At 39.8% G+C, this 22,656-nt stretch carries 19 protein-coding genes; 12 read left to right on the top strand and 7 right to left on the bottom strand.

The genetic code is table 11. The annotated features are described in order from the left end of the window. Nucleotides 1-43 precede the first annotated feature (43 nt). The 7 genes from lptD to RF53_RS13925 all read left to right on the top strand — a co-directional run bounded on the left by lptD (nucleotide 44) and on the right by RF53_RS13925 (nucleotide 8,780). Entirely contained in the window at nucleotides 44-2,290 is a 2,247-nt protein-coding gene (gene lptD / locus RF53_RS13955) for an LPS assembly protein LptD (protein ID WP_039038029.1), read from the top strand. Nucleotides 2,291-2,329: 39 nt separating this feature from the next. After that, nucleotides 2,330-3,625 (top strand): peptidylprolyl isomerase SurA, encoded by a 1,296-nt coding sequence (gene surA / locus RF53_RS13950; RefSeq protein ID WP_008131826.1) that lies wholly within the window; start codon nucleotides 2,330-2,332, stop codon nucleotides 3,623-3,625. Between the two features lie 2 nt (nucleotides 3,626-3,627). Continuing rightward, nucleotides 3,628-4,620: a 4-hydroxythreonine-4-phosphate dehydrogenase PdxA gene (gene pdxA / locus RF53_RS13945; RefSeq protein ID WP_008131824.1), complete on the top strand. Its 993-nt coding sequence runs from the start codon at nucleotides 3,628-3,630 to the stop codon at nucleotides 4,618-4,620. Beyond that, on the top strand, nucleotides 4,617-5,423 hold the full coding sequence (rsmA, locus tag RF53_RS13940) for a 16S rRNA (adenine(1518)-N(6)/adenine(1519)-N(6))-dimethyltransferase RsmA (protein ID WP_006793226.1): 807 nt from the start codon (nucleotides 4,617-4,619) through the stop codon (nucleotides 5,421-5,423). The genes pdxA and rsmA overlap by 4 nt, the downstream gene beginning before the upstream one ends. Beyond that, nucleotides 5,407-5,796, top strand: a complete 390-nt coding sequence (gene apaG / locus RF53_RS13935; protein ID WP_006793227.1) for a Co2+/Mg2+ efflux protein ApaG — start codon at nucleotides 5,407-5,409, stop codon at nucleotides 5,794-5,796. The genes rsmA and apaG overlap by 17 nt, the downstream gene beginning before the upstream one ends. Before the next feature lie 12 nt (nucleotides 5,797-5,808). Next, nucleotides 5,809-6,609, top strand: coding sequence for a symmetrical bis(5'-nucleosyl)-tetraphosphatase (locus RF53_RS13930; protein WP_039038028.1), 801 nt, complete (start codon nucleotides 5,809-5,811; stop codon nucleotides 6,607-6,609). 155 nt (nucleotides 6,610-6,764) lie between these two features. Then, on the top strand, nucleotides 6,765-8,780 hold the full coding sequence (locus RF53_RS13925) for a methyl-accepting chemotaxis protein (RefSeq protein WP_010556604.1): 2,016 nt from the start codon (nucleotides 6,765-6,767) through the stop codon (nucleotides 8,778-8,780). Between the two features lie 80 nt (nucleotides 8,781-8,860). Here the strand turns inward: RF53_RS13925 and mutM are convergent, their stop codons facing one another. Together mutM and RF53_RS13915 are read right to left on the bottom strand one after the other, a co-directional pair. Then, nucleotides 8,861-9,670, bottom strand: a complete 810-nt coding sequence (mutM, locus tag RF53_RS13920; RefSeq protein WP_006793230.1) for a bifunctional DNA-formamidopyrimidine glycosylase/DNA-(apurinic or apyrimidinic site) lyase — start codon at nucleotides 9,668-9,670, stop codon at nucleotides 8,861-8,863. After that, the gene (locus tag RF53_RS13915) at nucleotides 9,670-10,185 is read right to left on the bottom strand and encodes a hypothetical protein (protein ID WP_033019392.1); all 516 of its coding nucleotides are present in this window, start codon (nucleotides 10,183-10,185) and stop codon (nucleotides 9,670-9,672) included. The genes mutM and RF53_RS13915 overlap by 1 nt, the downstream gene beginning before the upstream one ends. Nucleotides 10,186-10,303: 118 nt before the next feature. Here RF53_RS13915 and RF53_RS13910 point away from each other — a divergent pair, with 118 nt between their 5' ends. Further along, a complete protein-coding gene (locus RF53_RS13910; protein ID WP_039038027.1) occupies nucleotides 10,304-11,230 on the top strand; it encodes a manganese-dependent inorganic pyrophosphatase in 927 nt (308 codons plus the stop codon). Nucleotides 11,231-11,315: 85 nt separating this feature from the next. On the opposite strand, the gene RF53_RS13905 is transcribed toward RF53_RS13910, so the two are convergent. After that, entirely contained in the window at nucleotides 11,316-12,221 is a 906-nt protein-coding gene (locus RF53_RS13905) for a tetratricopeptide repeat protein (RefSeq protein ID WP_039038026.1), read from the bottom strand. A 73-nt stretch (nucleotides 12,222-12,294) separates the two neighbouring features. Continuing rightward, complete coding sequence (locus RF53_RS13900) at nucleotides 12,295-13,479, bottom strand: NAD(P)/FAD-dependent oxidoreductase (RefSeq protein ID WP_006793234.1); 1,185 nt, start codon at nucleotides 13,477-13,479, stop codon at nucleotides 12,295-12,297. Between the two features lie 331 nt (nucleotides 13,480-13,810). Here RF53_RS13900 and RF53_RS13895 point away from each other — a divergent pair, with 331 nt between their 5' ends. Further along, entirely contained in the window at nucleotides 13,811-15,946 is a 2,136-nt protein-coding gene (locus RF53_RS13895; protein ID WP_039038025.1) for a S8 family peptidase, read from the top strand. A gap of 321 nt (nucleotides 15,947-16,267) precedes the next feature. Here RF53_RS13895 and rpmG read toward each other — a convergent pair whose 3' ends face one another. From rpmG to radC, 3 genes are all read right to left on the bottom strand, one after another. Next, nucleotides 16,268-16,423: a 50S ribosomal protein L33 gene (gene rpmG / locus RF53_RS13890; RefSeq protein WP_004587947.1), complete on the bottom strand. Its 156-nt coding sequence runs from the start codon at nucleotides 16,421-16,423 to the stop codon at nucleotides 16,268-16,270. Between the two features lie 11 nt (nucleotides 16,424-16,434). Continuing rightward, nucleotides 16,435-16,671 (bottom strand): 50S ribosomal protein L28, encoded by a 237-nt coding sequence (gene rpmB, locus RF53_RS13885; RefSeq protein WP_006793236.1) that lies wholly within the window; start codon nucleotides 16,669-16,671, stop codon nucleotides 16,435-16,437. Between the two features lie 270 nt (nucleotides 16,672-16,941). Further along, nucleotides 16,942-17,616 carry a RadC family protein gene (gene radC, locus RF53_RS13880; RefSeq protein ID WP_039038024.1) on the bottom strand — a complete coding sequence of 225 codons (675 nt, stop codon included), beginning with the start codon at nucleotides 17,614-17,616 and terminating at the stop codon, nucleotides 16,942-16,944. 143 nt (nucleotides 17,617-17,759) lie between these two features. Here radC and coaBC point away from each other — a divergent pair, with 143 nt between their 5' ends. The 3 genes from coaBC to RF53_RS13865 all read left to right on the top strand — a co-directional run bounded on the left by coaBC (nucleotide 17,760) and on the right by RF53_RS13865 (nucleotide 22,578). Then, nucleotides 17,760-18,953: a bifunctional phosphopantothenoylcysteine decarboxylase/phosphopantothenate--cysteine ligase CoaBC gene (coaBC, locus tag RF53_RS13875; protein ID WP_010556610.1), complete on the top strand. Its 1,194-nt coding sequence runs from the start codon at nucleotides 17,760-17,762 to the stop codon at nucleotides 18,951-18,953. 100 nt (nucleotides 18,954-19,053) lie between these two features. Further along, nucleotides 19,054-19,641 (top strand): nucleoid occlusion factor SlmA, encoded by a 588-nt coding sequence (gene slmA / locus RF53_RS13870; RefSeq protein WP_006794533.1) that lies wholly within the window; start codon nucleotides 19,054-19,056, stop codon nucleotides 19,639-19,641. A gap of 162 nt (nucleotides 19,642-19,803) precedes the next feature. Further along, entirely contained in the window at nucleotides 19,804-22,578 is a 2,775-nt protein-coding gene (locus RF53_RS13865) for a S9 family peptidase (RefSeq protein WP_039038023.1), read from the top strand. Nucleotides 22,579-22,656 lie beyond the last annotated feature (78 nt).

Below are 22,656 nucleotides of genomic sequence, written 5' to 3'. Positions count from 1 at the left end.
TATGTGTAAATTATATTTATACACACAGTATTAGGGTCAATAAATGAGCAAAACCTGGGGCATTTTGATGCTAAGCGTAGTTAGCGCACCATCGCTTGCCGAAACTGAACTGACACACAAACTTTGTGGCACTTCAATGCAAACCAGAGCTTGGCAACCGCTACCTGGCGTGAAACTCGGTAATGTTGACATTAAAGCTGATGATGTAGAACTCCTTGGTACTCAAAGCGCCGAATTTACCGGCAATGTTGATATTAACACCGTTAATATGAGTTTGTCCGCACAAACTGCATTGATAGACAAGCAACGTGGTTTACTTAATGCCACAGGTCCTATTGTATATCGCGATGCTGTTAGTAACGTAAATAGCTCAGGGTTAAATGCCGATTTAAATAATTCAGAAATTAGCCTGTTAGGTGCTGATTACAAGCTAACAGAACAACAAGGTAAAGGCGGTGCTGAAAAGCTCACTATAAATGATTCTGGCTTAGTACTGATGAATGCAAGCTTTACTGCTTGTCCGGGTGAAACCCCAGCTTGGGAAATTGAAGCCGACGAAATTAATTTATCTCGCGAAGAAGGTTGGGGCGAAACTCATAACGCCATACTTCGAATTTTAAATACCCCTGTTTTGTATTTACCTTATTTTACTTTTCCATTAGACGAGCGCCGTAAATCGGGATTACTCACCCCGAGTATTTCAAGTTCAGACAAGTATGGCTTAGAAACCATTACTCCTTATTATTGGAATATTGCGCCTAACCTAGATGCCACCATCACGCCGCGTTATATGGCTAACAAGGGTTTGCAATTAAAAACAGAGCTTAGATATTTAACCAAGCAACATGAAGGCCTAGTGGGTATAGAATACCTAAACAAAGACGACTCAGAGCCAGCGCTTGGTGAGCGCTACATGTTTCATTGGCAGCAAAAAAGTTACTTAAACGAAAATTGGCGAGCAAGTGTTGACGTTACCAATGTAAGCGACGATAACTACATTACTGATTTAGAATCTAGTTATGCGAGTAAAACCGACACTCAACTTTATCGTACCGGCGTACTGACTCATTTAGGAGACACATGGCGGACCGATATAAAAGTTCAAAACTTTGAGGTACTGGGTGATCACTTAGAGTCGTACACTGCTATACCACAAATTAATTTCACACAAACAGCACCATGGAAATTTGATCATTTTGATTTTAGCGTGTCTGGTGAGTTGAGCCACTTTACCAACAGCTCCGCAATTATAGATCAAGCAACTCGAGTTCATATTGAGCCAAAAGCACGGTTTGATTACGACCAATACGCATGGTCATTTTTATCTGAAGTAAGCTTATTACAAACAAATTACGATCAACAAGGTGACCTATCTGGCACACAGTTTAAGCAGAGCGTATCGCGTACTTTGCCAAAAGTACGTTTATATTCACAGCTTAATTTTGAGCGCGATACGTCCTACCTTGTCCAAGACGGTATTCAAACACTAGAGCCGCAAATACAGTATTTATATACGCCTAATAAGGATCAGTCTGATATTGGTTTATACGATACAACCAAATTACAAGACGATTATTACGGCTTATTCAGAGACACACGCTTTTCTGGTGTTGATAGAATAGCCGCTGCAAACCAGTTTACGCTCGGTGCAACAACGCGCTTATTTGATAAAAAACAAGAAGAGATTTTTAACTTTAGTGCCGGACAAATATTTTATTTATCTGATGATGCCAAGCCAACCGAGCAAAGCTTAAACTCAGATACCAATTACAATGCATTATTTGCAGCGCAAACCATGGTACATTGGCATCGTCGTTGGTATTTTTCTGCGGGTATACAGTACAACACTGATAGCAAACAAATGATTCAATCAAATGCCACTTTAGATTACAAAGGTGATAATAATCAGCTAGTGCAATTGAACCATCGCTATGCAAATGATGTCTCAGGAAATACAATCGAGCAAACAGGTGTGTTTACAAGTATTCCAATAAGTGACGAATGGCAGTTTATTGCAAGCTATCATCGCGACCTTGAAAACAACCGAAGTGTCGAAATATTAAGTGGATTGCAGTATGAATCGTGCTGTTGGGCGTTTCAAATTACTGGTCACCGCCAAATCGAAACTAATTTAAATCAGTCAATAGGTACAGAGCAAGCCACCTTTGATTCAGGTATTAGTTTTAATTTTGTACTAAAAGGACTGGGAAGTAAAAGCCGCTATGATGCACAAAAACTATTACAACAAGGTATTTTTGGCTATCGTAGACCGTATTTTCTTAATAACTAGTATCACAAACGTACTATTAGCAAGAGTAGTAAATAGAACATGACTTTAAAAAAATTATTAGTATCAACCGTTTTAAGTATCAGCCTGTGCCAAAATGCATTTGCTGAACCAGTAGAAATTGACAAAGTTGTTGGCATTGTAAACCAAGGTGTTATTTTACAAAGCGAAGTAAACTCCATTGTTGATCGTGTAAAAAAGCAAGCCCAAGAACAAGGTCAACAATTACCTAAAGACGAAACTTTACGTGTGCAAGCCATGGAGCGTTTAGTTAGCCAAGCACTAATGATGCAAATGGCTGAGCGCATGGGTTTACAAATTTCTGACAGCCAATTAGATCAAACGCTTGCTAACATAGCAAAAGAGCAAGGTGGTACAATTAGCGATTTACGACGTACGGTTGAAGCATCTGGCGATAGCTTTCAAGCATACCGTGAAGAAATACGTAAAGAGATCACAACACAACAAGTTACCCGCGCAAACGTTGACCGCCGCATTTATATTAGTGAGCAAGAAGTCGATAATTTATTAAAAATAATGGCTAGCCAAGGTCAAAGTGCGGAAGAGTATGATATTGGCCACATCCTGATCGATATTCCTAACGAAGCAACAGCAGATGAAATATCAGCGGCTAAAACCCGTGCTGATAAAGTTATTGAATTACTTAACGACGGCCAAGAATTTAAACGCATTGCAATTTCATCATCAAGCGGCTCAAAAGCACTTGAAGGCGGTCAATTAGGTTGGATGGGTATAAATGAGATGCCTTCTCTTTTCGCTGAAGCTGTAAAGAGTAAAAAGAAAGATGCTATCGTAGGCCCACTTCGCTCAGGTGCTGGCTTTCATATTATTAAAGTTCAAGATGTGCGTGGCCTACAAGTAGTTGAAACAACAGAAGTGCGCTCACGCCACATACTTATTGAACCTTCAATTATTCTAAGCGAAGAAAAAGCACGTAATATGCTTGCTGGTTTTGCTAAAGACTTACGTGCTGGCAACGCTGATTTTGGCGAGCTCGCCAAAGAATACTCTGAAGATCCAGGCTCTGCACTTAAAGGCGGCGAATATGATTGGACTGATCCAACTACCTATGTTCCTGCGTTTAGAGATACATTACTATCGCTCAAACAAAACGAGATTAGCGAGCCTTTTAGAACCCAGTTTGGTTGGCATATAGTACAGCTACTCGACAAACGTGTTGCTGATAAAACTGAGTTAGCAAAACGTAACCGCGCACATGGCATGCTATTTAACCGTAAATTTAAAGAAGAAAGCTTCAACTGGCAGCAAGAAATGCGCGAACAAGCCCATGTTGAAATTTTCCCTACAGACGAATAAATATGACCTTAAGAATAGCAATTACACCAGGTGAACCTGCCGGTATTGGTCCAGATTTGCTTATTACGCTTGCTCAGCAAGCGTGGGACGCACAACTTGTTGTGCTTGCTGATGCCAAACTATTAAAAGAACGAGCAAAACTTTTAGGTTTACCTATAAACCTCATTGAGTTTGATGAAAGCGCCCCCGCTAAAGCAACACCCGCAGGCAGCGTGTATATTTATCAAGTCAATTTAGGTGATGATGTAGAGCTAGGTGTACTTAACGATGCTAATGGCCAATATGTGTTAGACACCTTGCGTATCGCAAGCGAAAAAAACATGGATGGCACGTTTGACGCTGTAGTTACAGGTCCTGTTCACAAAGGCATTATTAATAAAGCCGGTATTTCGTTCAGTGGCCACACAGAATATTTTGCACAACAATCAAACACCGCAGATGTTGTCATGTTATTAGCCACTGAAGGACTTCGTGTTGCACTTGTGACAACACATATCCCGCTGGCTTATGTATCGCGTGCAATCACCGAAGACCGCCTTACCAAGGTTGCCACTATTTTAGATCACGACTTACGGACTAAGTTTGGTATTGAAAAGCCGCGTATATTAGTCTGTGGGTTAAATCCGCACGCTGGTGAAGATGGTCACTTAGGCCGTGAAGAAATAGACACAATTACCCCTACCCTTGATATTTTAAGAAGCCAGGGTATGAATTTAATTGGCCCACTACCTGCCGATACATTATTTCAAGATAAATACCTTTCAGAAGCCGATGCCGTACTTGCTATGTATCACGATCAGGGTTTACCTGTGCTAAAATACAAAGGATTTGGTAAATCGGTAAATATCACGCTGGGTTTACCTTTTATTCGCACTTCAGTTGACCACGGTACAGCGCTAGATTTAGCTGGTACAGGTACCGCCGATGTTGGAAGTTTTGAATTAGCGATCCGCGAAGCAATCAAGCTCGCCCATGAAAAAGCACAGAATCAATGACCGATAAAGTACACTTAGGACACCGCGCCCGAAAACGTTTTGGACAAAACTTTCTATTTGATGAAATGATCATCGATAAAATAGTTTCAGCAATCGATCCTAAACCAGAAGATAATTTAGTAGAAATAGGCCCAGGCTTAGGTGCGATCACCGAACCTGTGGCTGAACTTAGCGGACACCTAACAGTTGTAGAGCTAGATAAAGACCTTGCAAAACGCTTAATTGAACACCCATTTTTAGGGCCAAAATTAACGGTAAACCAAGGCGATGCAATGAAGTACGACTTTGCAAGCTTAGTTAAAGACGACAAAAAGTTAAAAGTGTTTGGTAATTTACCTTACAACATCTCCACGCCATTGTTATTTCATCTTTTTGAGTTTGCCGATAACATTGAGCACATGCACTTTATGCTTCAAAAAGAAGTTGTAAAGCGCATGGTTGCAGGTCCTGGCAGTAAAACATTTGGTCGTTTAAGCGTGATGACGCAGTACTACTGTAATGCAATGCCTGTAATTGAAGTGCCGCCAGAATGTTTTAAGCCCGCTCCTAAAGTTGACTCTGCAGTTATTCGCTTAATTCCTAAAAAGCCAGAACAACGAACAGCTAAAAGCGTAAAAATACTTAACACGGTATGTTTAGAAGCGTTTAATCAACGCCGTAAAACATTACGAAACAGCCTTGGCAACTTACTTACAGCCGAAGAAATGGCAAGCATAGGTGTTGACGCTACATTACGTGCTGAAAGTTTATCTTTACAACAATTTATTGATATAGCTAACTGGATTTATGACAAAGAGCAGTAATATTGGATCACCTGTAAAGGTGTCTGTAGAGACATTTTATGTTGAAGGTCAATCACAGCCGGAAATAGAAAAATACGTATTTGCCTACTCTGTAACAATAAAAAATCATAGTTTATGTAGTGCTAAGTTATTGCATCGTTATTGGTTAATTACAGACGCAAACGGCAAAGAAGTTGAAGTTGAAGGCGAAGGCGTTGTTGGCGAAACCCCCACAATTGGCCCAGGTGAGAGTTACAAATACACCAGTGGTGCTATCCTAGATACACCTGTTGGTACAATGCAAGGCCACTACACGCTACGCAACGAGTTTGGTGCAGAGTTTGAAGCGCCTATCAATGTGTTTCGTTTAGCTTGCCCTAATATTTTGCATTAGTAAAAACGCTACATGGCCGATTATGCAATAGGTGATTTACAAGGGTGCTTCAAAGAGTTCAGCACCTTGTTACAAAGGGTTGATTTTAACCCAAGTAAAGATCACCTATATTTAGTGGGTGATATTGTTGCCCGTGGCCCTGACTCACTTGCCTGCCTTGATTTCATCTATCAACATCAAGACAGCATGACCATCACACTGGGTAATCATGATTTGCACATGATTGCTTGTTATTTTTTAAATAAGCCGACTAACCCAAAAGATAAATTAGCCCCTATTTTTAAAAGCAGCTTACTCAAGCGTTATATCTCTTTTTTACAAACCCAACCACTCGCTTTATATTTAAAAACACATAATTGCTTTATCTCTCATGCAGGCTTAAACCCTGATTGGTCAATTGAAGATGCATTGCAACACGCAAAATTTGCTCAAGATTGCTATCAATCAAAGAATGCAAAAAACTTTTTTAAGCATATGTACTCTCCCCATCCTAAAAAGTGGTCAACAACACTCAATGACTACGAAAAGTTTAGATATATAGTTAACTACTTTACCCGCATGCGCTTTTTAACCCATGACCATAAGCTAGACCTTAATGCAAAAGGTGCAATAGCAGATAGCAAAATGTTAACACCTTGGTTTATGCACAAGAACATTCTCACACTTAAGGATGAGCTTGTTTTTGGTCACTGGGCATCACTTGAGGGTAAAACAGGGGTTAACCATGTTCATGCTTTAGACACAGGCTGTGTATGGGGTAACGGGATGACGTTAATGGAACTTAAAACAAAAAATCTATTTATAGAAAAATGACTCTTTTTACCTAAATAACCTGAAAAATTCCAATACATCTGTTAGATTTATAAACTAATAGTTAAAATTAATTAAAGTAATTGATTTTAATTACTTAACTTATCCGAATAAAAGCCGATAAGTTTTAATTAAAGTATCTTTGAGTGGAAATCCATATGAATCTAACAGTGAGCCAACGTATTTGGGGTGGTTTTATATTTATCACGCTATTACTTTTAATTATTGGCGGCAATTCGTTAATTAAAATAGCGAATATAGACCGTTCTACTCAACAGGTGAACCAGCTATCATTACCGGCATTAAACAAAAGTTCAGAGCTACAAGCTGAATTCATATTAATGAGTAAGGCAGCACAAGCAAGTTTTTATACTTCATCGGCAAGTGAGCTTGAACCCATTAAAAAAAGAGTATTCGAACAAAAAAAATCATTCAACGAACTCCATGCACAGCTTCAGAGCGTTGTTAAAAACGACCCTGAACTAAGTAAAAGTAGTCAAAGTGTTGAGCAAACCTATGAAAACTTTTTAAGTATTGTTGAAAACTTACTCGAAGATAAAAATAAACAACTGGCATTAAATAAAACACTCACTGCACAAATTGAAGCCATTGAGCTTAGCGCAGAAGATGCTAACTCAGTAGTTTTAGACATAATTGATATAGATGGTTTTGAACAAGACCACCCTCGTGCTTTCCAAGCTGCGAATAACTTGGAAAATAACTTTATGTCGGTGGTTACCAACAGTACCGACATGTTAACAGTAAAAACGTTAACCACATTAGATATCGTTAAAAGCGAGCAAACCTACTATCTTGAAGAAGTAACACGCACTGTTGCTCTAATTAAACCGGCTATTGAGCAAAGCCATAGCGACTTGTTTAATGACCTCAAAGAGCATGTTGAAGCACTTGAGAGTAACGTAAAAGGTAATAACAGTTTAGCCGCGAATAAAAAACGTTTAATTGATTCAATTGCGCTCACTGAAAAAGAGCTAGCCGACTCAGAAGCCGCAACAAAAATAGCACTTAATCAAATTGACGAGTTAGTTTCGCAAGCAAGTAATGTTGCCTTTGAGCTTCAAAAAGGCGTTCGTAATGACGTAGACTCAGCAAATTTATGGACATGGGTTGGTATGGTTATCGCAACTTTACTTGCCATCGCCATTGCATATATAACCGTAAGCCGTATTACAAAACCACTTGCCGAAGTAAACCGAATTTTAGACATTGTAGCCAGTGGCGATATGACTCAACGCTTAGATGACAGCGCTAAAGACGAATTTGGCGAGCTATCTAAAAGCTGTAATACCTTAATAGACAGTTTACGCAGCTTAATTAAAGGTATTATTTCTCGCTCGACTCAATTAGCAGCTGCATCAGAAGAAACCTCAGCCATTACTGCAGAATCAAGCCAAGCTATTAGTAACCAGCAAGCACAAGTGCAGCAGGCAGCAACAGCAACGACTGAAATGAGCAGCACATCGCAAACAGTAAGCAATAGTGCACAGCAAGCATTAAGCGAAATTAAAAACGCAGATAAAGAAGCGGAACGCGTTAAAGGTATTTCCAACAATAACAAATCAACTATTGAGCAATTAGCTCGCGAGGTTGATGATGCCTCTCAAGTTATTAATAAGCTTCACCAAGATAGCGCATCGATTGGCAGCATACTTGATGTTATTCGTGGCATTGCAGATCAAACTAACTTACTCGCGCTTAACGCCGCAATCGAAGCCGCCCGTGCAGGTGAATACGGCCGTGGCTTTGCCGTTGTAGCAGACGAAGTACGCTCATTGGCAAGTAAAACTCAAGAGTCAACCCAAGAGATCCAATCAATGATTGAATCGCTACAAACGGGCGCAGAAGCGGCTGTAACAGCAATGACCAAAGGTAAGCAACGCGCAGTATCGTGTGTAGAGCAAACTGACTTAGCAAGTACAGCGCTTGACTCAATCACCTTTGCGGTATCACAGGCCCATGACGTGAGTGAAGAAATATCTACAGCAGCACTTGAACAACAACAAGTGGCTGAAGAAATTAGTGAACGTTTAGAGTCTATTGTTGCTATTGCAGAACAAACAGCTGAAGGCGCAAGCCAAACTAATATCTCAAGCTCTGAAGTAGCAAAACTAGCCGAAGAGCTGCGTTTATCGGTAGACGAGTTTAAAGTTTAAAACGCTTTGCATATACTAAAAACCCCGTTAGCACCATGTGTTAACGGGGTTTTCTTTATAGCATTAGAAAGTAAAGGTAGTTACTTTTGGCAATGTGAACAAAAAACAGTACTACGCTGACCCAGCCTTATTTCTTCCAGCTCATTATCACACGTTAAACAGGGCTTTCCTTTTCGCCCATATACCAATAGCTCTTGAGCAAAATAACCTGGCTTACCATCACTTTGTGCAAAATCTTTAAGCGTGGTACCACCTTGAGTTATAGCGGCAGCAAGCGTGTCTTTTATTATAGGGATAAGTGCTTGATAGCGCTTAAGTGACACCTTCCCCGCTTCACGCTTTGGATGAATCCCAGCTTTAAACAATGACTCGTTAGCGTAAATATTCCCAACCCCTACTACCACAGCGTTATCCATAATAAACTGTTTTACAGGTACTTTTTTATTGCGTGACTGCTCGTACACGCGCTTTGCGAAAAAGTTATCCGTTAAGGGCTCTGGGCCAAGCTTTGAGAGTAACTTATGCACCTCACCTGGCTCTTGCCATAAGCAACACCCAAAGCGGCGAGGATCGTTTAAGCGCAGCGCTTTATCATTAGCAAATACAAATTCAACATGGTCGTGCTTTTTTAAAGGCTCACTCTTATCTACAACCCTTAGGTTACCTGACATACCTAAATGTAAAATAGTGCTACCAAGCTCACAATGCAGCAATAAATATTTTGCACGGCGCTCAATATTGGTAACAGTTAACCCCTCTAGCTGGTAAACATCGTCAGGTACTGGCCAGCGCATACTCGCATTATAAATATTAACCTTGGTTACAACTTGGTTTTTTATATGAGGAGTAATGCCCATTCGGCTCACTTCTACCTCTGGTAATTCAGGCATTAATTAGACCCACTTTGTGAAAAATCAAAACTAGGAAACAACTGTGTAGCTATAGTTAGATCAAGTGCAAATACGCGCTGAGTACTTTTTTCGAGTAAATAATACTGATTATTTCCTTTGTAAAGTAAATATACCCAAGGCAAACTTTCTCCAGCTAATTCAAATGTGGCAACAAACAAAGGCGCATTTGGGTTAAAAACCACAGACTCATTAACCACTGGCAACTGTATTCCTTGCCAAATATTAACAAGTTCTTGTAGTTGTTGCTCTGATGGTTGCCAAAAAACAGGCACATCTTTCTTTATTGCAGTTGTACGCCAACTAGTACCAATACGCTCAATTTTTTGATCAACAAAACTAAGGGTTAAAACAAAGCTTTGTGTAGGTAACACCGCTTGCAATGTGGGCTCTTGTTCACCACTTAAAAACTGCTTATGCCAACCATTTAAAAAGAAAATCATAATCAGCATCGAGAAGATTATAACGTTATTCCACCCCTTACGGCCCAGTCGCATATTTATACACCTAGTAAATTCAATATTTTAAAGTGTAACTAAAACTTAATTGCACTGTCTATATGTTAAAGGGCGCAGACTTTGTTAGAATATCGGCAAATTTAAAGGAGTTCCGTCAATGTCTATGTATGTAGTGGGCCATAAAATCCCAGATTCAGATTCTATTTGTGGTGCAATTGCACTGGCTTATTTAAAAAACCAAATTGATGAGCCGGCAATACCAACTCGTCTTGGTGAAGTTTCACCAGAAACTCAATTTATCCTTGATAAATTTGGCTTCGAAGCACCTGAGCTTAAATTAAGCTACGCGGGCGAAGATGTGTATATTGTCGATCACACAGAAAAAACACAAGCACCTGATGATATCGACCAAGCCCGCGTTGTTGGCGTGGTAGATCACCATAAATTAGGTGACTTAACATCATCTACTCCGCTTGAATGTTGGATCCGTCCTGTTGGCTGCTCAAATACCATTATTAAAATGATGTACGATTTTTACAGCGTAGAAATCCCTAAAAACATCGCAGGTATTATGATGTGTGCAATTTTAAGCGACACCGTAATATTTAAATCACCTACATGTACCACTGCCGATATTAAATGTGTTGAAGCACTTGCTGAAATTGCGGGTGTTGAAGACTTTAAAGAACTAGGCATGGATATGTTCCGCGTTAAGTCTGCAGTAGAAGATACACCTGCACGTGACTTAGTTATGCGTGACTTTAAAGATTTCAACATGAACGGTAACCTAGTAGGTATTGGCCAACTAGAAGTAATCGACCTTGCTGTGTTTGACGATATTAAAGCTGACCTTGAAGCTGATATTGCAAAGCTTAAAGCCGAAGGTAATCGTCACTCAGTATTTTTGCTGCTTACCGATATTATGAAAGAAGGCTCACAAATGCTAATTGTATCTGACGATGCAAACTTAGTTGAGCAGGCTTACGGCGTAAAACCAGAAAATGATAAAGTATGGTTAGATGGTGTATTAAGCCGTAAAAAGCAAGTAGTACCTCCACTACAAGATGCCTTTGCTAAAGCCTAATAGCTTTAATAAATAACACTAAAAAGCCGATATTGAATATGCATTATCGGCTTTTTTGTTTTTAAATTTAAAGAGCAAACTAGCATTAGATTTTACTTTTTATTTCATCATAAACTTTTGCATGGCTTTTTGAGAATTCCACTTTAGTTCTATCTATTTTATTTAACCACAAAGCCGCTTGTGTTTTGTTACCCAACTCCCAATACGATTGCGCTAAACGTAAACTATAGGTTGCTTGGTAAATGCTATCCGGTTCGATGTAGTCGAACGCAGTTTTATAATATTTTACTGCGTTATTAAAATCATTATGCTTAAAATATGAAAAAGCTAAGTTACCTAGCGCAATTACAGTTTTAGCATGATGTTTTGTTCTTTTTATAGCGTTGTAGGCTTTTAAATTACTTTCTATCGCTTGAGGGTACTGCTGCCAATTGTAATAAATGTGCCCTTTATTGATGTGCAGCTCAAAGTGAAAAATAGCATCACTACTTTTTGCATAACGCTTTTCAGCATCAAGCAACACCCTTAGTGCCTTTTTTTTATCACCAAATATGTGCTGTAAATTAGCCAGCTCAACAAGCCTTAAAGGATCACCAAATACATTATAAATTTCATCAAGTTGAGCAAATGCTTTTGCCGCATAGGCTTTCGCTTGTTGCTTATCACCTAAGTAATTAAGCGATTTAGCATAATAAAAATAAACTTGTATTTTAAATGCCCCTGGTAATTCTTCTTGGTCAACAAAGGGGCTTAATGCGCTATGAAGGTTATCGAATTTTTGATAATCAAAATAATAGTCAAACTCGTAAGTTTTCAATTTATACCAATTAGAGGAGTTCTTTTGTGCATTTAAAAGGCGAGATTGAATGTAGGTTAAGCAATCTTGGTCTGTTTTCATACAAAACACTTCATGATCACTTAAGTTTTCAGAGGCTTTTGCACCCATGCTTACATAAAAAAGCAAAAAAACAATTAAAACATGCTTCAGCATTAGAACACTCATATTAGCCACATAAGCTTTAAGTGTAATATGAGTGCACTCTATTTAACAATGGATAAAATAACTACGCGTATTGCCCGGCTGCAAATCCACAGCTCCAAGCGTACTGAAAGTTATACCCTCCAAGCCAACCGGTTACATCCGTTACTTCCCCTATAAAGTACAAGCCTTGTGATTTTTTGGCTTCAAACGTTTTAGAGCTTAGTTCGTCAGTATTTACACCACCCAGGGTTACTTCTGCAGTTCTATAACCTTCGGTTCCGTTGGGTTTTATTTGCCACGCATGAATGTAGTTAGCAAGGTCTTCAATTTGACTATGGGTAAGCTGATTAATATTGCAATCAGGTATTGCATTGCTTTCATGTAATATTTCAATGAACCGTTTTGGCAATATTGTCGTTAGGCTATTTTTTAGTGATTTTTGAGGTTGCGTTTCTCGCCAGTCTGCAAGCCGCTGTTTTAAATCAAGCTCTGGAAGTAGATTAATAGTAACAGCCTGCCCTGCACGCCAAAATGAACTTATTTGTAATATAGCGGGGCCAGATAAACCACGGTGCGTAAATAATATATTTTCTTTAAATGTGGTGCCGTCTTCACTTGTTACTTCGCACGGTATGCTAACGCCTGATAACCCTTCAAAGCGCTCTTTGTCGTGTTGGTGAAGGGTAAATGGTACAAGCGCGGCCATAGTAGGTAGTACGTTTAAACCAAACTGCTCAGCAATTTTATAACCAATAGGTGTAGCACCAAGCTTGGGCATAGTAAGCCCGCCCGACGCAACCACTAACGACTCGCAATGTAAGGTCTCTTGCTCTGTGGTAACGCTATAACCCGACTCTGTTTTTTGTACATTAATCACTTCACTGCGCAAGGCTATATTTACACCTGCCCACTCGCATTCAGTAAGAAGTATATTAACAATATCTTGCGCACTATTATCACAAAACAGCTGGCCTAACGTTTTATGATGGTATGCCAAACCGTGGCGGTCCACCAGCTCAATAAAGTCATGTTGCGTATAACGGCTCAAACATGATTTGACAAAATGTGGATTGCTGCATAAGTAATTTTCCGGTGCTGCATTCTCATTTGTAAAATTACAGCGCCCGCCACCACTAATTAAAATTTTACGACCCGGCTTTTTACCCATGTCTAGCACTGTAACACGTCGGCCTCGGTATCCAGCTTGTGCTGCACACATTAATCCAGCCGCTCCCGCGCCAATTACAATTACATCTACCTGGGTCATCTATTTATCTCACTTAACAATTTGCTCGATTATAGCAAAATTTAATCGCCAGCAATGTACAGAATTCATTATTACAAATAACACAACAAATATATTTTCTACTTTTTAAAAGTATTAAAAATACAAATTAAAAAGCAGTACCTTTATATCATTTTTATTTTATATGACAAATACAAAACAATGACAAACCCCTTTAAAACACTCGTTATAACTAAATGAAATAGGGACATAATGATTTAGTATTTTAACTTTATTAACACATAATTTACCTTTGTACCTGCATTGTGACAATTCATCACGATATAACTAATAAAAAAATCTAGGGAAAATTATGACAACAAGTAAAACATTTAATAAGTGTGCAATAGCACTTACCATTAGTACGCTTCTTGCTACTGCATCAAGCATGGCTAACCCAGCACAAGCAATCGGCCCTTCAGTGGCAGATACAACAGCTAAACTTCAAAATCAAAGTGGCTTTGAAACGCAATTCATCATTAAATATAAAAATAACAACGTTGATGCACTGAGTTACTCTACTGCAGATGAAAGCCCTGTAAACATGAAAGCACGTGCAAAAAACTTTGTTAAAAACTTTGCCTCTAAAAAAGGAAAAGTTAAAGCAAAGTACATTCGCGCAATGGCACTAAATAACCACCATGTTATGCGAGCAGATAAAAAACTTAGCGCAGCAGAAGCACAAGAGTTTATGCAAGAAATGGTTGATTCAGGCAACGTTGAGTACATTGAAGTTGACCAAATGTTAAAACCTTTTGCTACACCTAACGATCCGCGCTATGGCGACCAGTGGCACTACTATGAGCAAGCTGGCGGTCTAAACTTACCAACGGCTTGGGACACCGCAACAGGTAGTGGTGTAGTAGTAGCTGTTCTTGATACAGGTTACCGCCCTCATGCCGACTTAAACGCTAATATTTTGCCAGGTTACGATATGATTTCTAACCTATCGGTTGCTAACGATGGCGGCGGCCGTGATAGCGATGCACGTGATCCGGGCGATGCAGTAGCAGCCGGCGAATGTGGTAATAATGGTGCGCAAGGGTCTAGCTGGCATGGTACGCACGTTGCGGGTACTGTTGCAGCCGTTACAAATAATGGTGAAGGCGTTGCCGGTGTTGCTTATGACGCAAAAGTAGTTCCAGTGCGTGTACTTGGTAAATGTGGTGGTTTAACGTCTGATATTGCCGACGGCATTATTTGGGCATCTGGCGGTAACGTATCGGGCATCCCTGGAAACCCTAACCCAGCAGATGTTATTAACATGAGCTTAGGCGGAAGTGGCTCTTGTAGTTCTACAACACAAAATGCAATCAATACAGCTCGCAACAATGGCGCTGTTGTAGTTATTGCAGCAGGTAACGATAACGATAACTCAGCAAACTACAACCCAGGTAACTGTAACGGTGTTGTTAATGTAGCATCAGTTGGTCGAAATGGTGGCCGTGCTTATTACTCAAACTACGGTAGTAACATTGATGTTGCTGCACCCGGTGGTGCGCAAAGCTTTGCTAACGATTCTGAAGGTGTTCTGTCTACATATAACTCGGGATCTTCTTCTCCATCAACCGATAGCTATTCATTCTCTCAAGGTACATCTATGGCCGCTCCGCACGTAGCGGGTGTTGCTGCACTTATCAAGCAAGCAAAACCAAATGCTACGCCTGATGAAATTGAGAGTATTTTAAAATCGTCTACTCGCTCATTCCCTGCAACATGTAACAACTGTGGTACAGGTATTGTTGATGCTGCAGCTGCTGTTGCCGCAGCAAGTGGCGGTACAACACCACCTACAACAGGTGATAGTGAACTTGTTGATGGCGAAGCTAAAACAGGCTTAAGCGGTGGTGCTAACGCACAAGATTTTTACACCATGACCGTGCCAAGCGGAGCAACCAATGTGACGTTTACAATGAGCGGTGGTACAGGTGATGCCGATTTATACGTTCGTGCTGGCAGCCAACCAACTACATCAAGCTACGACTGTCGTCCGTACAAAGGCGGCAACAGCGAAGAATGTTCTATCGATAATCCAACGGCAGGTACATACCATGTAATGCTTCGTGGTTACTCTGCTTACTCTGGTGTGAGTTTGGTAGGTAATATCACAGGTGCATCTTCTGGTGGCGGTTCAGGTACACCTGAAGCAGGTGGTGGTACTGTTAGTGACGTAAGTGCCAGTGCTGGTCAGTGGAAACACTACACACTAGATGTGCCTGCAGGTATGTCTTCATTTACTGTGACTACTTCTGGTGGCACAGGTGATGCTGATTTATTTGTGAAGTTTGGTAGTCAGCCAACATCGTCTAGCTATGACTGTCGTCCATATAAAAATGGTAATGCTGAAACATGTACCTTTAATAACCCACAAGCCGGTACATGGCATTTAAGTGTAAATGCTTACAGAACCTTCTCTGGTTTAACTATTAGCGGACAATACCAACCATAATAGTAATTTCATAATCTTTGGGATAGCAAAGGCCAAACTGACTGTTTGGCCTTTTTTTGTGAATAAGATAATTTTTAGTTTAATGAGGCTTAATGCTAACGAGCTATTTTAGACAACTAAGCCTCGTCAATCACTAGAGGAAGCTTTGTTATATATTTGTTTTATATAAAGATTAAACGAACAATATCAGTTTTATTCTCTAAAACTGGTTAGGTATCGTTGCTAATGAACATACGTATTAGTTCAAATATATTACTAACTTATCACCAGAAAACAAAAAACCCAGCCTAAGCTGGGTTTTTAAATTCTAAAAAACTAAAATTACTTGATTTTAGCTTCTTTGAAAATCACGTGTTTACGAGCCTTAGGATCGAACTTTTTGATTTCCATCTTTTCAGGCATGTTACGTTTGTTTTTGTCAGTAGTGTAGAAAAAACCAGTACCGGCAGTTGAAACTAAACGGATTTTATCGCGCATGATTCAGTTCCTTAAACTTTTTCGCCGCGAGCACGGATTTCTGTAAGAACCGCGTCGATGCCTTTTTTATCGATAATACGCATACCTTTAGTAGTAGTGCGTAATGTTACAAAACGTTTTTCACTTTCAACCCAAAAACGGTGTGTTTGTAGGTTAGGTAGGAAACGACGTCTAGTCGCGTTTCTCGCGTGTGAACGGTGATTACCAACCGCTGGACGCTTACCTGTAACTTGACATACTTTAGACATGTCTATATATCTCCAATAACTTCGCTCGAGCTTAATTTAATCTAAGGCCGTGTATTTCTGCCCTAGATAAATCGAAGGGCGCTCTTTATACAGCTTTTACAGGCAAAGATCAAATACTGATCTATCCAACCAGCTCATATGTAAATTTGATAGCGGCCAATTATAAAGATCGAATGCCCTTAGGGAAAGTAAAAACTGCATTTAAATTAAACTAATTTACTAAAATGTATTAAACCGCTCATTTTTAGCACATTTCTATATTAAAGAGAGTCAAATAAGGCCACGCTCGGCAAACGAAACACACGTTTCACCTCCCACAATGATATGGTCAAGCACATTTATGTCTACTAATTGCAGTGCTTGCTGCAATTTATTGGTAATAAGCTTATCTGCTTGGCTTGGTTCAGCAATCCCACTTGGATGGTTATGAGCAAAGATAACAGCCGCTGCATTATTTTTAAGTGCCGCTTTAACAACCTCCCGCGGATACACACTTGCGGCATTTATTGTGCCGTAAAAAAGAATCTCATCTTTTACTAAGCGGTTTTGACTATCAAGATAAAGCACCATAAATACCTCTTGCTGTAGACCCCGCATTTTAATGGTTAGGTAATCGTATACTGAATTAGGGGAGTTAAACACGGCATCTCGTTGGCAGCGCTCCTGCATATAACGCTGACTTAATTCAAGTACCGCTTGTAATTGAACATACTTCGCCGTTCCCAATCCTTTTTGCGAACAAAATTCGTCCATGCTGGCATTAAACAAGTTATGTAATGTTTTATTTTCGTTCAGTAAGTGCTGAGCCAACTCTATTACGTTCATCCCCGGCAACCCGGTACGTAAAAATATGGCGAGGAGCTCTGCATCACTTAGCGCTTTAGCGCCTTTTTCGATAAGCTTTTCACGTGGGCGTTGAGCATTGGGCAGTGAAGTTAGTTGCATTTTTTCATCCTTGAATAACTCATGTGTCTTATAAATGTAATGCAAAATAAAAATTTAGCTTGTAATTTTAAATTAAAAACTTAGCTGAACGAGTAAAGATTTGTTATTTTAGGCGCCATATTTAATAAGATTGACAGACAACCATGATGACGTTAACAAACAAAAAAATTGTACTGGGTATTAGCGGTGGAATTGCAGCCTATAAATGCGCTGAGCTCGTAAGACGATTAAAAGAGCATGGTTGTGAAGTAAAAGTTGTCATGACTGAGTCAGCTAAGCATTTTATTACGCCACTCACAATGCAAGCCGTTAGCGGCGAGATAGTATCGGATTCATTGCTCGACCCTGCCGCTGAAGCCGCGATGGGACACATTGAGTTTGCCAAGTGGGCTGATCTTATTTTAGTCGCTCCTGCTACATGTAATATTATTGCCAAAATGGCGACCGGCATTGCAGACGACTTACTGACGACTTTACTGCTTGCGACCCCAGCAAAAGTTGCAGTAGCCCCAGCTATGAACCAGCAAATGTATGCACATGCTGCAACGCAAGCAAACCTAGCCACCTTGAAAGCGCGTAACGTACTTATTTGGGGCCCGGGTAAAGGAGAGCAAGCGTGTGGTGATGTTGGCTCAGGACGTATGCTTGAACCACATGAGCTTGTAGCGTTATGTGTTGAAAACCAACCTCCTCAAATTTTAGCTGGTAAAACAATTACGATCACCGCAGGCCCAACCCGTGAGCCGCTTGACCCTGTTAGGTTTATATCAAACCATAGCTCTGGAAAAATGGGTTACGCACTTGCAGAAGCCGCGTTGTTACTCGGTGCTAACGTTAATTTAATTTCTGGCCCTGTAACTATTAAAGCACCTATTGGTGCAAACCTAATAAATATAGAAAGCGCAGAGCAACTATTAAATGAAGCACTAGTATATGCACCGCAGTCGGATGCGTTTATTGGCTGCGCAGCTGTTGCCGATTACAGAGCTGGCGAAGTAGCAACTCAAAAAATGAAAAAGCAAGGCGACGAGCTAACACTAACGTTAGTTAAAAACCCAGATGTAATTGCAGCGGTTGCTAATATAGAAAAAAACCGCCCTTACACTGTGGGTTTTGCCGCTGAAACGCAAAACGTTGAGAGTTATGCTAAAGGTAAATTAGTTAATAAAAACCTAGATATGATATGCGCAAACGATGTATCGCAAAGTGGTTTAGGGTTTAATTCTGATCAAAACGCGTTGACTCTGTATTGGCAAAATAAACAGTTAGAATTGCCCGTTAGCAGTAAAAGTACAATTGCTTTAAAAGTGATCGAACAGCTGGCTAAACATCTATAAAAGGCTGGAAACAAACTGAATAAAACATTAACATATGCTTTTCATTTGAACAAAAAATGATTAACCCCAGCCAAGAATAACTAATAAAAAAGGAATGTTCATGCCTGCGACAAAAAGAAGTAATCGCAAAGAGCAAATACTGCAAGCACTCGCACAAATGTTAGAAACAAGCCCTGGTCAACGAATCACCACAGCTAAACTAGCTGCTGAGGTTGGTGTATCTGAAGCGGCTCTGTATCGTCATTTCCCTAGCAAAGCGCGCATGTTTGAAGGCTTAATCGAGTTTATTGAAGACACTCTTTTATCGCGCATTAACCTTATTTTAGAAAACGAAAAAGAAAGCCAAACCCGTGTTTATAATATTTTACTTTTACTTTTAACATTTGCCGAAAAAAACCCTGGTATTACTCGTATTTTAACCGGTGATGCGCTGCAAGGTGAACAAGAGCGCTTACGTGAACGCGTTCAAAGCTTTTTTGAGAAATTAGAGACCCAACTTAAACAAGTACTCAGAGAACGTAAGCTTCGTGAAGGAAAAAACTTCCAAAGCGATGAGCTTACACTGGCTAACTTTTTACTTGCCTATGTTGAAGGAAAAATGAATCAATTTGTGCGCAGTGACTTTAAAACTAAGCCAAGCGTGCAATTTGAAAAACAATGGCCTGAATTGCAAAAAATTTGGCTCTAACATAATCATACCCACTGAATTATTTTTTTAATAAAACGACCAAATGGTCGTTTTATCGTTTATACCTGTTACTTATCGCCACTACCTGCCTTCTATCCTATCTGGTCGAAATATTGGTCAAACTCGTTACAATAAAATAATGTTAAAAAACGAGATTCAATAATGAAAACAAAGCTCACCCTCCTAAGTAGCGCACTTATTACTGGCTTAGTCAGCACCGCGCCTAATGCAAAAGAGGCATTAGAATTTACAGATGTATTTAACTTTAAATCAGCCAAAGGCACACAACTATCTGAAGATGGACGTATTTTATCTTTAAGTGCCACGCCATACCGCGGCAATGCTGCAGGTCAGGTTTACTCTTTAACCTCAAATAGTTTAATCAGCGAAGTGGACCGCGGCACCAAGCCGTTTATAAACAAAGCAGCCAACTGGACTGCATTTATACAAGTACCCACATTACTCGAAAAAGAAACCACCAAGAAAAAAAACACGCTTAAAAATAACTTAGTACTAGTAAATACAGAAACAGGTGAGCAAAAACGTTTTGAGAATGTAAAAGACTACGCATTATCAAACGACGGGGTATGGCTTGCGTATCGTTTAGATAAAAAAGCAGATAAAACTGATAATGTAGAAAAAAATACCAAGGATGAGAGTGAAGATGAAGACAATAGCGCCATTTCACCTGACAAAAAAGACAAGGTTTACTCGCTCGTTATTGTTAATTTAAAAAACCAACAAAGTGAAACTATTGATAATGTTTTTAATTACAGTATAAGTGCTACCAATGATCAGCTTTTGCTAAGTCAAAGTTACCCTGATGGTAACGACAACCAAATAAAGCTAATCACACTAACATCTTTTAAAAGTGAAGTGCTAATTGATGAACCCGGTGTTATTGCTAATAAAATAGCATGGCACCCAATCGAAGCAACCGTAGCATTTACATTGGGTAATTATGTAAACGAAGATACCCGCCGTCGAAACCACTCACTACAATTATGGAAAAACGAAACACTTTCAACTATTGAATCTACAAACAAAGAGTGGACTATAGGCAAAACCGCAAAACTAAGCTGGTCAGAAAACGGCGAACGCTTATACTTTGAAAACCGACCAAAACTTGCAGCGAAAGTAAAAGCCAAAGAATTCGTAGATGAAACCTCACTCTATGACATTGATACCATTCGCGAGCAAAAAGGCTTGGATGTTTGGCATAATAAAGACCCAGAGATAAAACCACGAGAAAAACAGCAATGGAACGCGGTTAATAAGCACCGTCACTACGAAGCCGTATATCATGTAAATTCACAAAAAGTGGTTCAACTAAGTACCCCTGCAATGCCTAGTGTTGCTCTTAATACAGAGCGCGATACTTCCTTACTGGGCTCGTCAAATACTCCCTATTTAGAAAAAATAATGTATGGCGGCTTTTTTGCAGATTACTACGCTGTAAACATTAATACAGGCAAGCAAACTCCTATTGTGACTAACAGCCCTTTTAGGCCTTCTCTTTCTCCTAATGGCTTATTTGCGGCTTACTTTGCTGACAGCCAAATACAACTAAAAGAATTAGCTAACAATAAGGTTACTCCGGTTACACAAGCTATAAAAGCAACCTTTGCCGACGACAAACACGACTACCCTTCTACACAACCAGGCTATGGTTTTGCAGGCTGGATGAGCGATAGCAGCCAAGTACTTGCTTATAGCAAATATGATATTTGGGCGTTTAATGTAAACACCAATCAAGCTAAACGCTTAACAAATGGAAAGCAGACCAATACACAGTATCGCGTCATTAAGCTTGATAGAAACCAGGTAGGCTTTAAACAAGATGAAACACTGCTAGTTACTGCTGTTAACCTTCAAACAAAGCAAAGAGGGATTGCAAAGCTTGATTTAGAAAACACGACCATTACTGAAGTACTCAGTGGTGATAAACGTTTTGATATTGTTAAAAAAGCCAAGAAAGCAGATAAATACCTATTTACTGAACAGACTTATCATCAGTTCCCAGATTTCTATCAAACCGACTTAAGCTTTTTAACCACACATAAAGTAACTGATTTGAACCCTCAAACCGCAAATTTTGCTTGGGGTGAAAAACCTGAACTGATTAGCTACAAAGGCTTTGATGGTGAAGACTTGCAAGGTGTTTTAATAAAACCTGACGGTTACAAGAAAGGCGATAAAGTACCTGTTGTCGTTTATTTTTATCGTTACATGAGCCAGCGTATGTTTGATTTTCCTAAAATGGAGTTAAATCATCGCCCTAATTTCCCAATGTTTACATCAAATGGCTACGCCATCTTTTTACCTGATATTCGTTTTGAAATAGGTCACCCGGGCAAATCGTCAACGCAAACCATGATCAACGCCACCCAAAAGTTAATAGATCTTGGTATTGCCGATCCAAACAAAATTGGCTTGCAAGGTCACTCATGGGCCGGGTACCAAAGTGCATTTATGATCACCCAAACAGATATGTTTAAAGCGGTTGTATCAGGCGCGCCGGTATCTAACATGACCAGCGCATACAGTGGCATACGCTTAAAGTCAGGCCTTGCTCGCCAGTTTCAATACGAAACAGGACAAAGCCGCATAGGTAAAAACTTATTTGAGGCACCAGAGTTATATATTGAAAACTCACCCGTATTTTTTGCTGACAAGGTCAATACGCCAATTTTAATCATGTTTGGAGACAAAGATGATGCGGTGCCTTGGCACGAAGGCGTACAGTATTATTTAGCACTTCGTCGTGCAGGCAAAGATGCCACTTTTTTACAGTATAAAGGTGAACCGCATCACCTTAAAAAATTCCCAAATCAGGTCGATTTTTCAGTCCGTATGATGCAGTACTTCGATCATTACCTAAAAGGTCAGCCTGCAGCTAAATGGATGATTGAAGGTGAAGCATTTATAAGTGAGTGAACTGAGACATTCATAAATAAACATGATAAAAGCTGATCAGAGTACTCAGACAGATAGAGGCCGATATTACTCAGTAAT

Source organism: Pseudoalteromonas sp. ECSMB14103, assembly GCF_000813065.1.
GTDB lineage: Bacteria > Pseudomonadota > Gammaproteobacteria > Enterobacterales > Alteromonadaceae > Pseudoalteromonas > Pseudoalteromonas marina.
This window is presented reverse-complemented; position numbering and strand designations above follow the sequence as displayed.

What these genes read in the sequence shown, in the direction of transcription:
- RF53_RS13865 (WP_039038023.1), top strand. Translation starts at nt 19,804, where the DNA reads ATGAAAACAAAGCTCACCCTCCTAAGTAGCGCACTTATTACTGGCTTA.
- rpmG (WP_004587947.1), bottom strand. Translation starts at nt 16,423, where the DNA reads ATGCGCGATAAAATCCGTTTAGTTTCAACTGCCGGTACTGGTTTTTTC.
- coaBC (WP_010556610.1), top strand. Translation starts at nt 17,760, where the DNA reads ATGATGACGTTAACAAACAAAAAAATTGTACTGGGTATTAGCGGTGGA.
- surA (WP_008131826.1), top strand. Translation starts at nt 2,330, where the DNA reads ATGACTTTAAAAAAATTATTAGTATCAACCGTTTTAAGTATCAGCCTG.
- radC (WP_039038024.1), bottom strand. Translation starts at nt 17,616, where the DNA reads ATGCAACTAACTTCACTGCCCAATGCTCAACGCCCACGTGAAAAGCTT.
- lptD (WP_039038029.1), top strand. Translation starts at nt 44, where the DNA reads ATGAGCAAAACCTGGGGCATTTTGATGCTAAGCGTAGTTAGCGCACCA.
- rpmB (WP_006793236.1), bottom strand. Translation starts at nt 16,671, where the DNA reads ATGTCTAAAGTATGTCAAGTTACAGGTAAGCGTCCAGCGGTTGGTAAT.
- RF53_RS13905 (WP_039038026.1), bottom strand. Translation starts at nt 12,221, where the DNA reads ATGCTGAAGCATGTTTTAATTGTTTTTTTGCTTTTTTATGTAAGCATG.
- RF53_RS13910 (WP_039038027.1), top strand. Translation starts at nt 10,304, where the DNA reads ATGTCTATGTATGTAGTGGGCCATAAAATCCCAGATTCAGATTCTATT.
- RF53_RS13915 (WP_033019392.1), bottom strand. Translation starts at nt 10,185, where the DNA reads ATGCGACTGGGCCGTAAGGGGTGGAATAACGTTATAATCTTCTCGATG.
- RF53_RS13925 (WP_010556604.1), top strand. Translation starts at nt 6,765, where the DNA reads ATGAATCTAACAGTGAGCCAACGTATTTGGGGTGGTTTTATATTTATC.
- RF53_RS13895 (WP_039038025.1), top strand. Translation starts at nt 13,811, where the DNA reads ATGACAACAAGTAAAACATTTAATAAGTGTGCAATAGCACTTACCATT.
- RF53_RS13900 (WP_006793234.1), bottom strand. Translation starts at nt 13,479, where the DNA reads ATGACCCAGGTAGATGTAATTGTAATTGGCGCGGGAGCGGCTGGATTA.
- pdxA (WP_008131824.1), top strand. Translation starts at nt 3,628, where the DNA reads ATGACCTTAAGAATAGCAATTACACCAGGTGAACCTGCCGGTATTGGT.
- rsmA (WP_006793226.1), top strand. Translation starts at nt 4,617, where the DNA reads ATGACCGATAAAGTACACTTAGGACACCGCGCCCGAAAACGTTTTGGA.
- mutM (WP_006793230.1), bottom strand. Translation starts at nt 9,670, where the DNA reads ATGCCTGAATTACCAGAGGTAGAAGTGAGCCGAATGGGCATTACTCCT.
- slmA (WP_006794533.1), top strand. Translation starts at nt 19,054, where the DNA reads ATGCCTGCGACAAAAAGAAGTAATCGCAAAGAGCAAATACTGCAAGCA.
- RF53_RS13930 (WP_039038028.1), top strand. Translation starts at nt 5,809, where the DNA reads ATGGCCGATTATGCAATAGGTGATTTACAAGGGTGCTTCAAAGAGTTC.
- apaG (WP_006793227.1), top strand. Translation starts at nt 5,407, where the DNA reads ATGACAAAGAGCAGTAATATTGGATCACCTGTAAAGGTGTCTGTAGAG.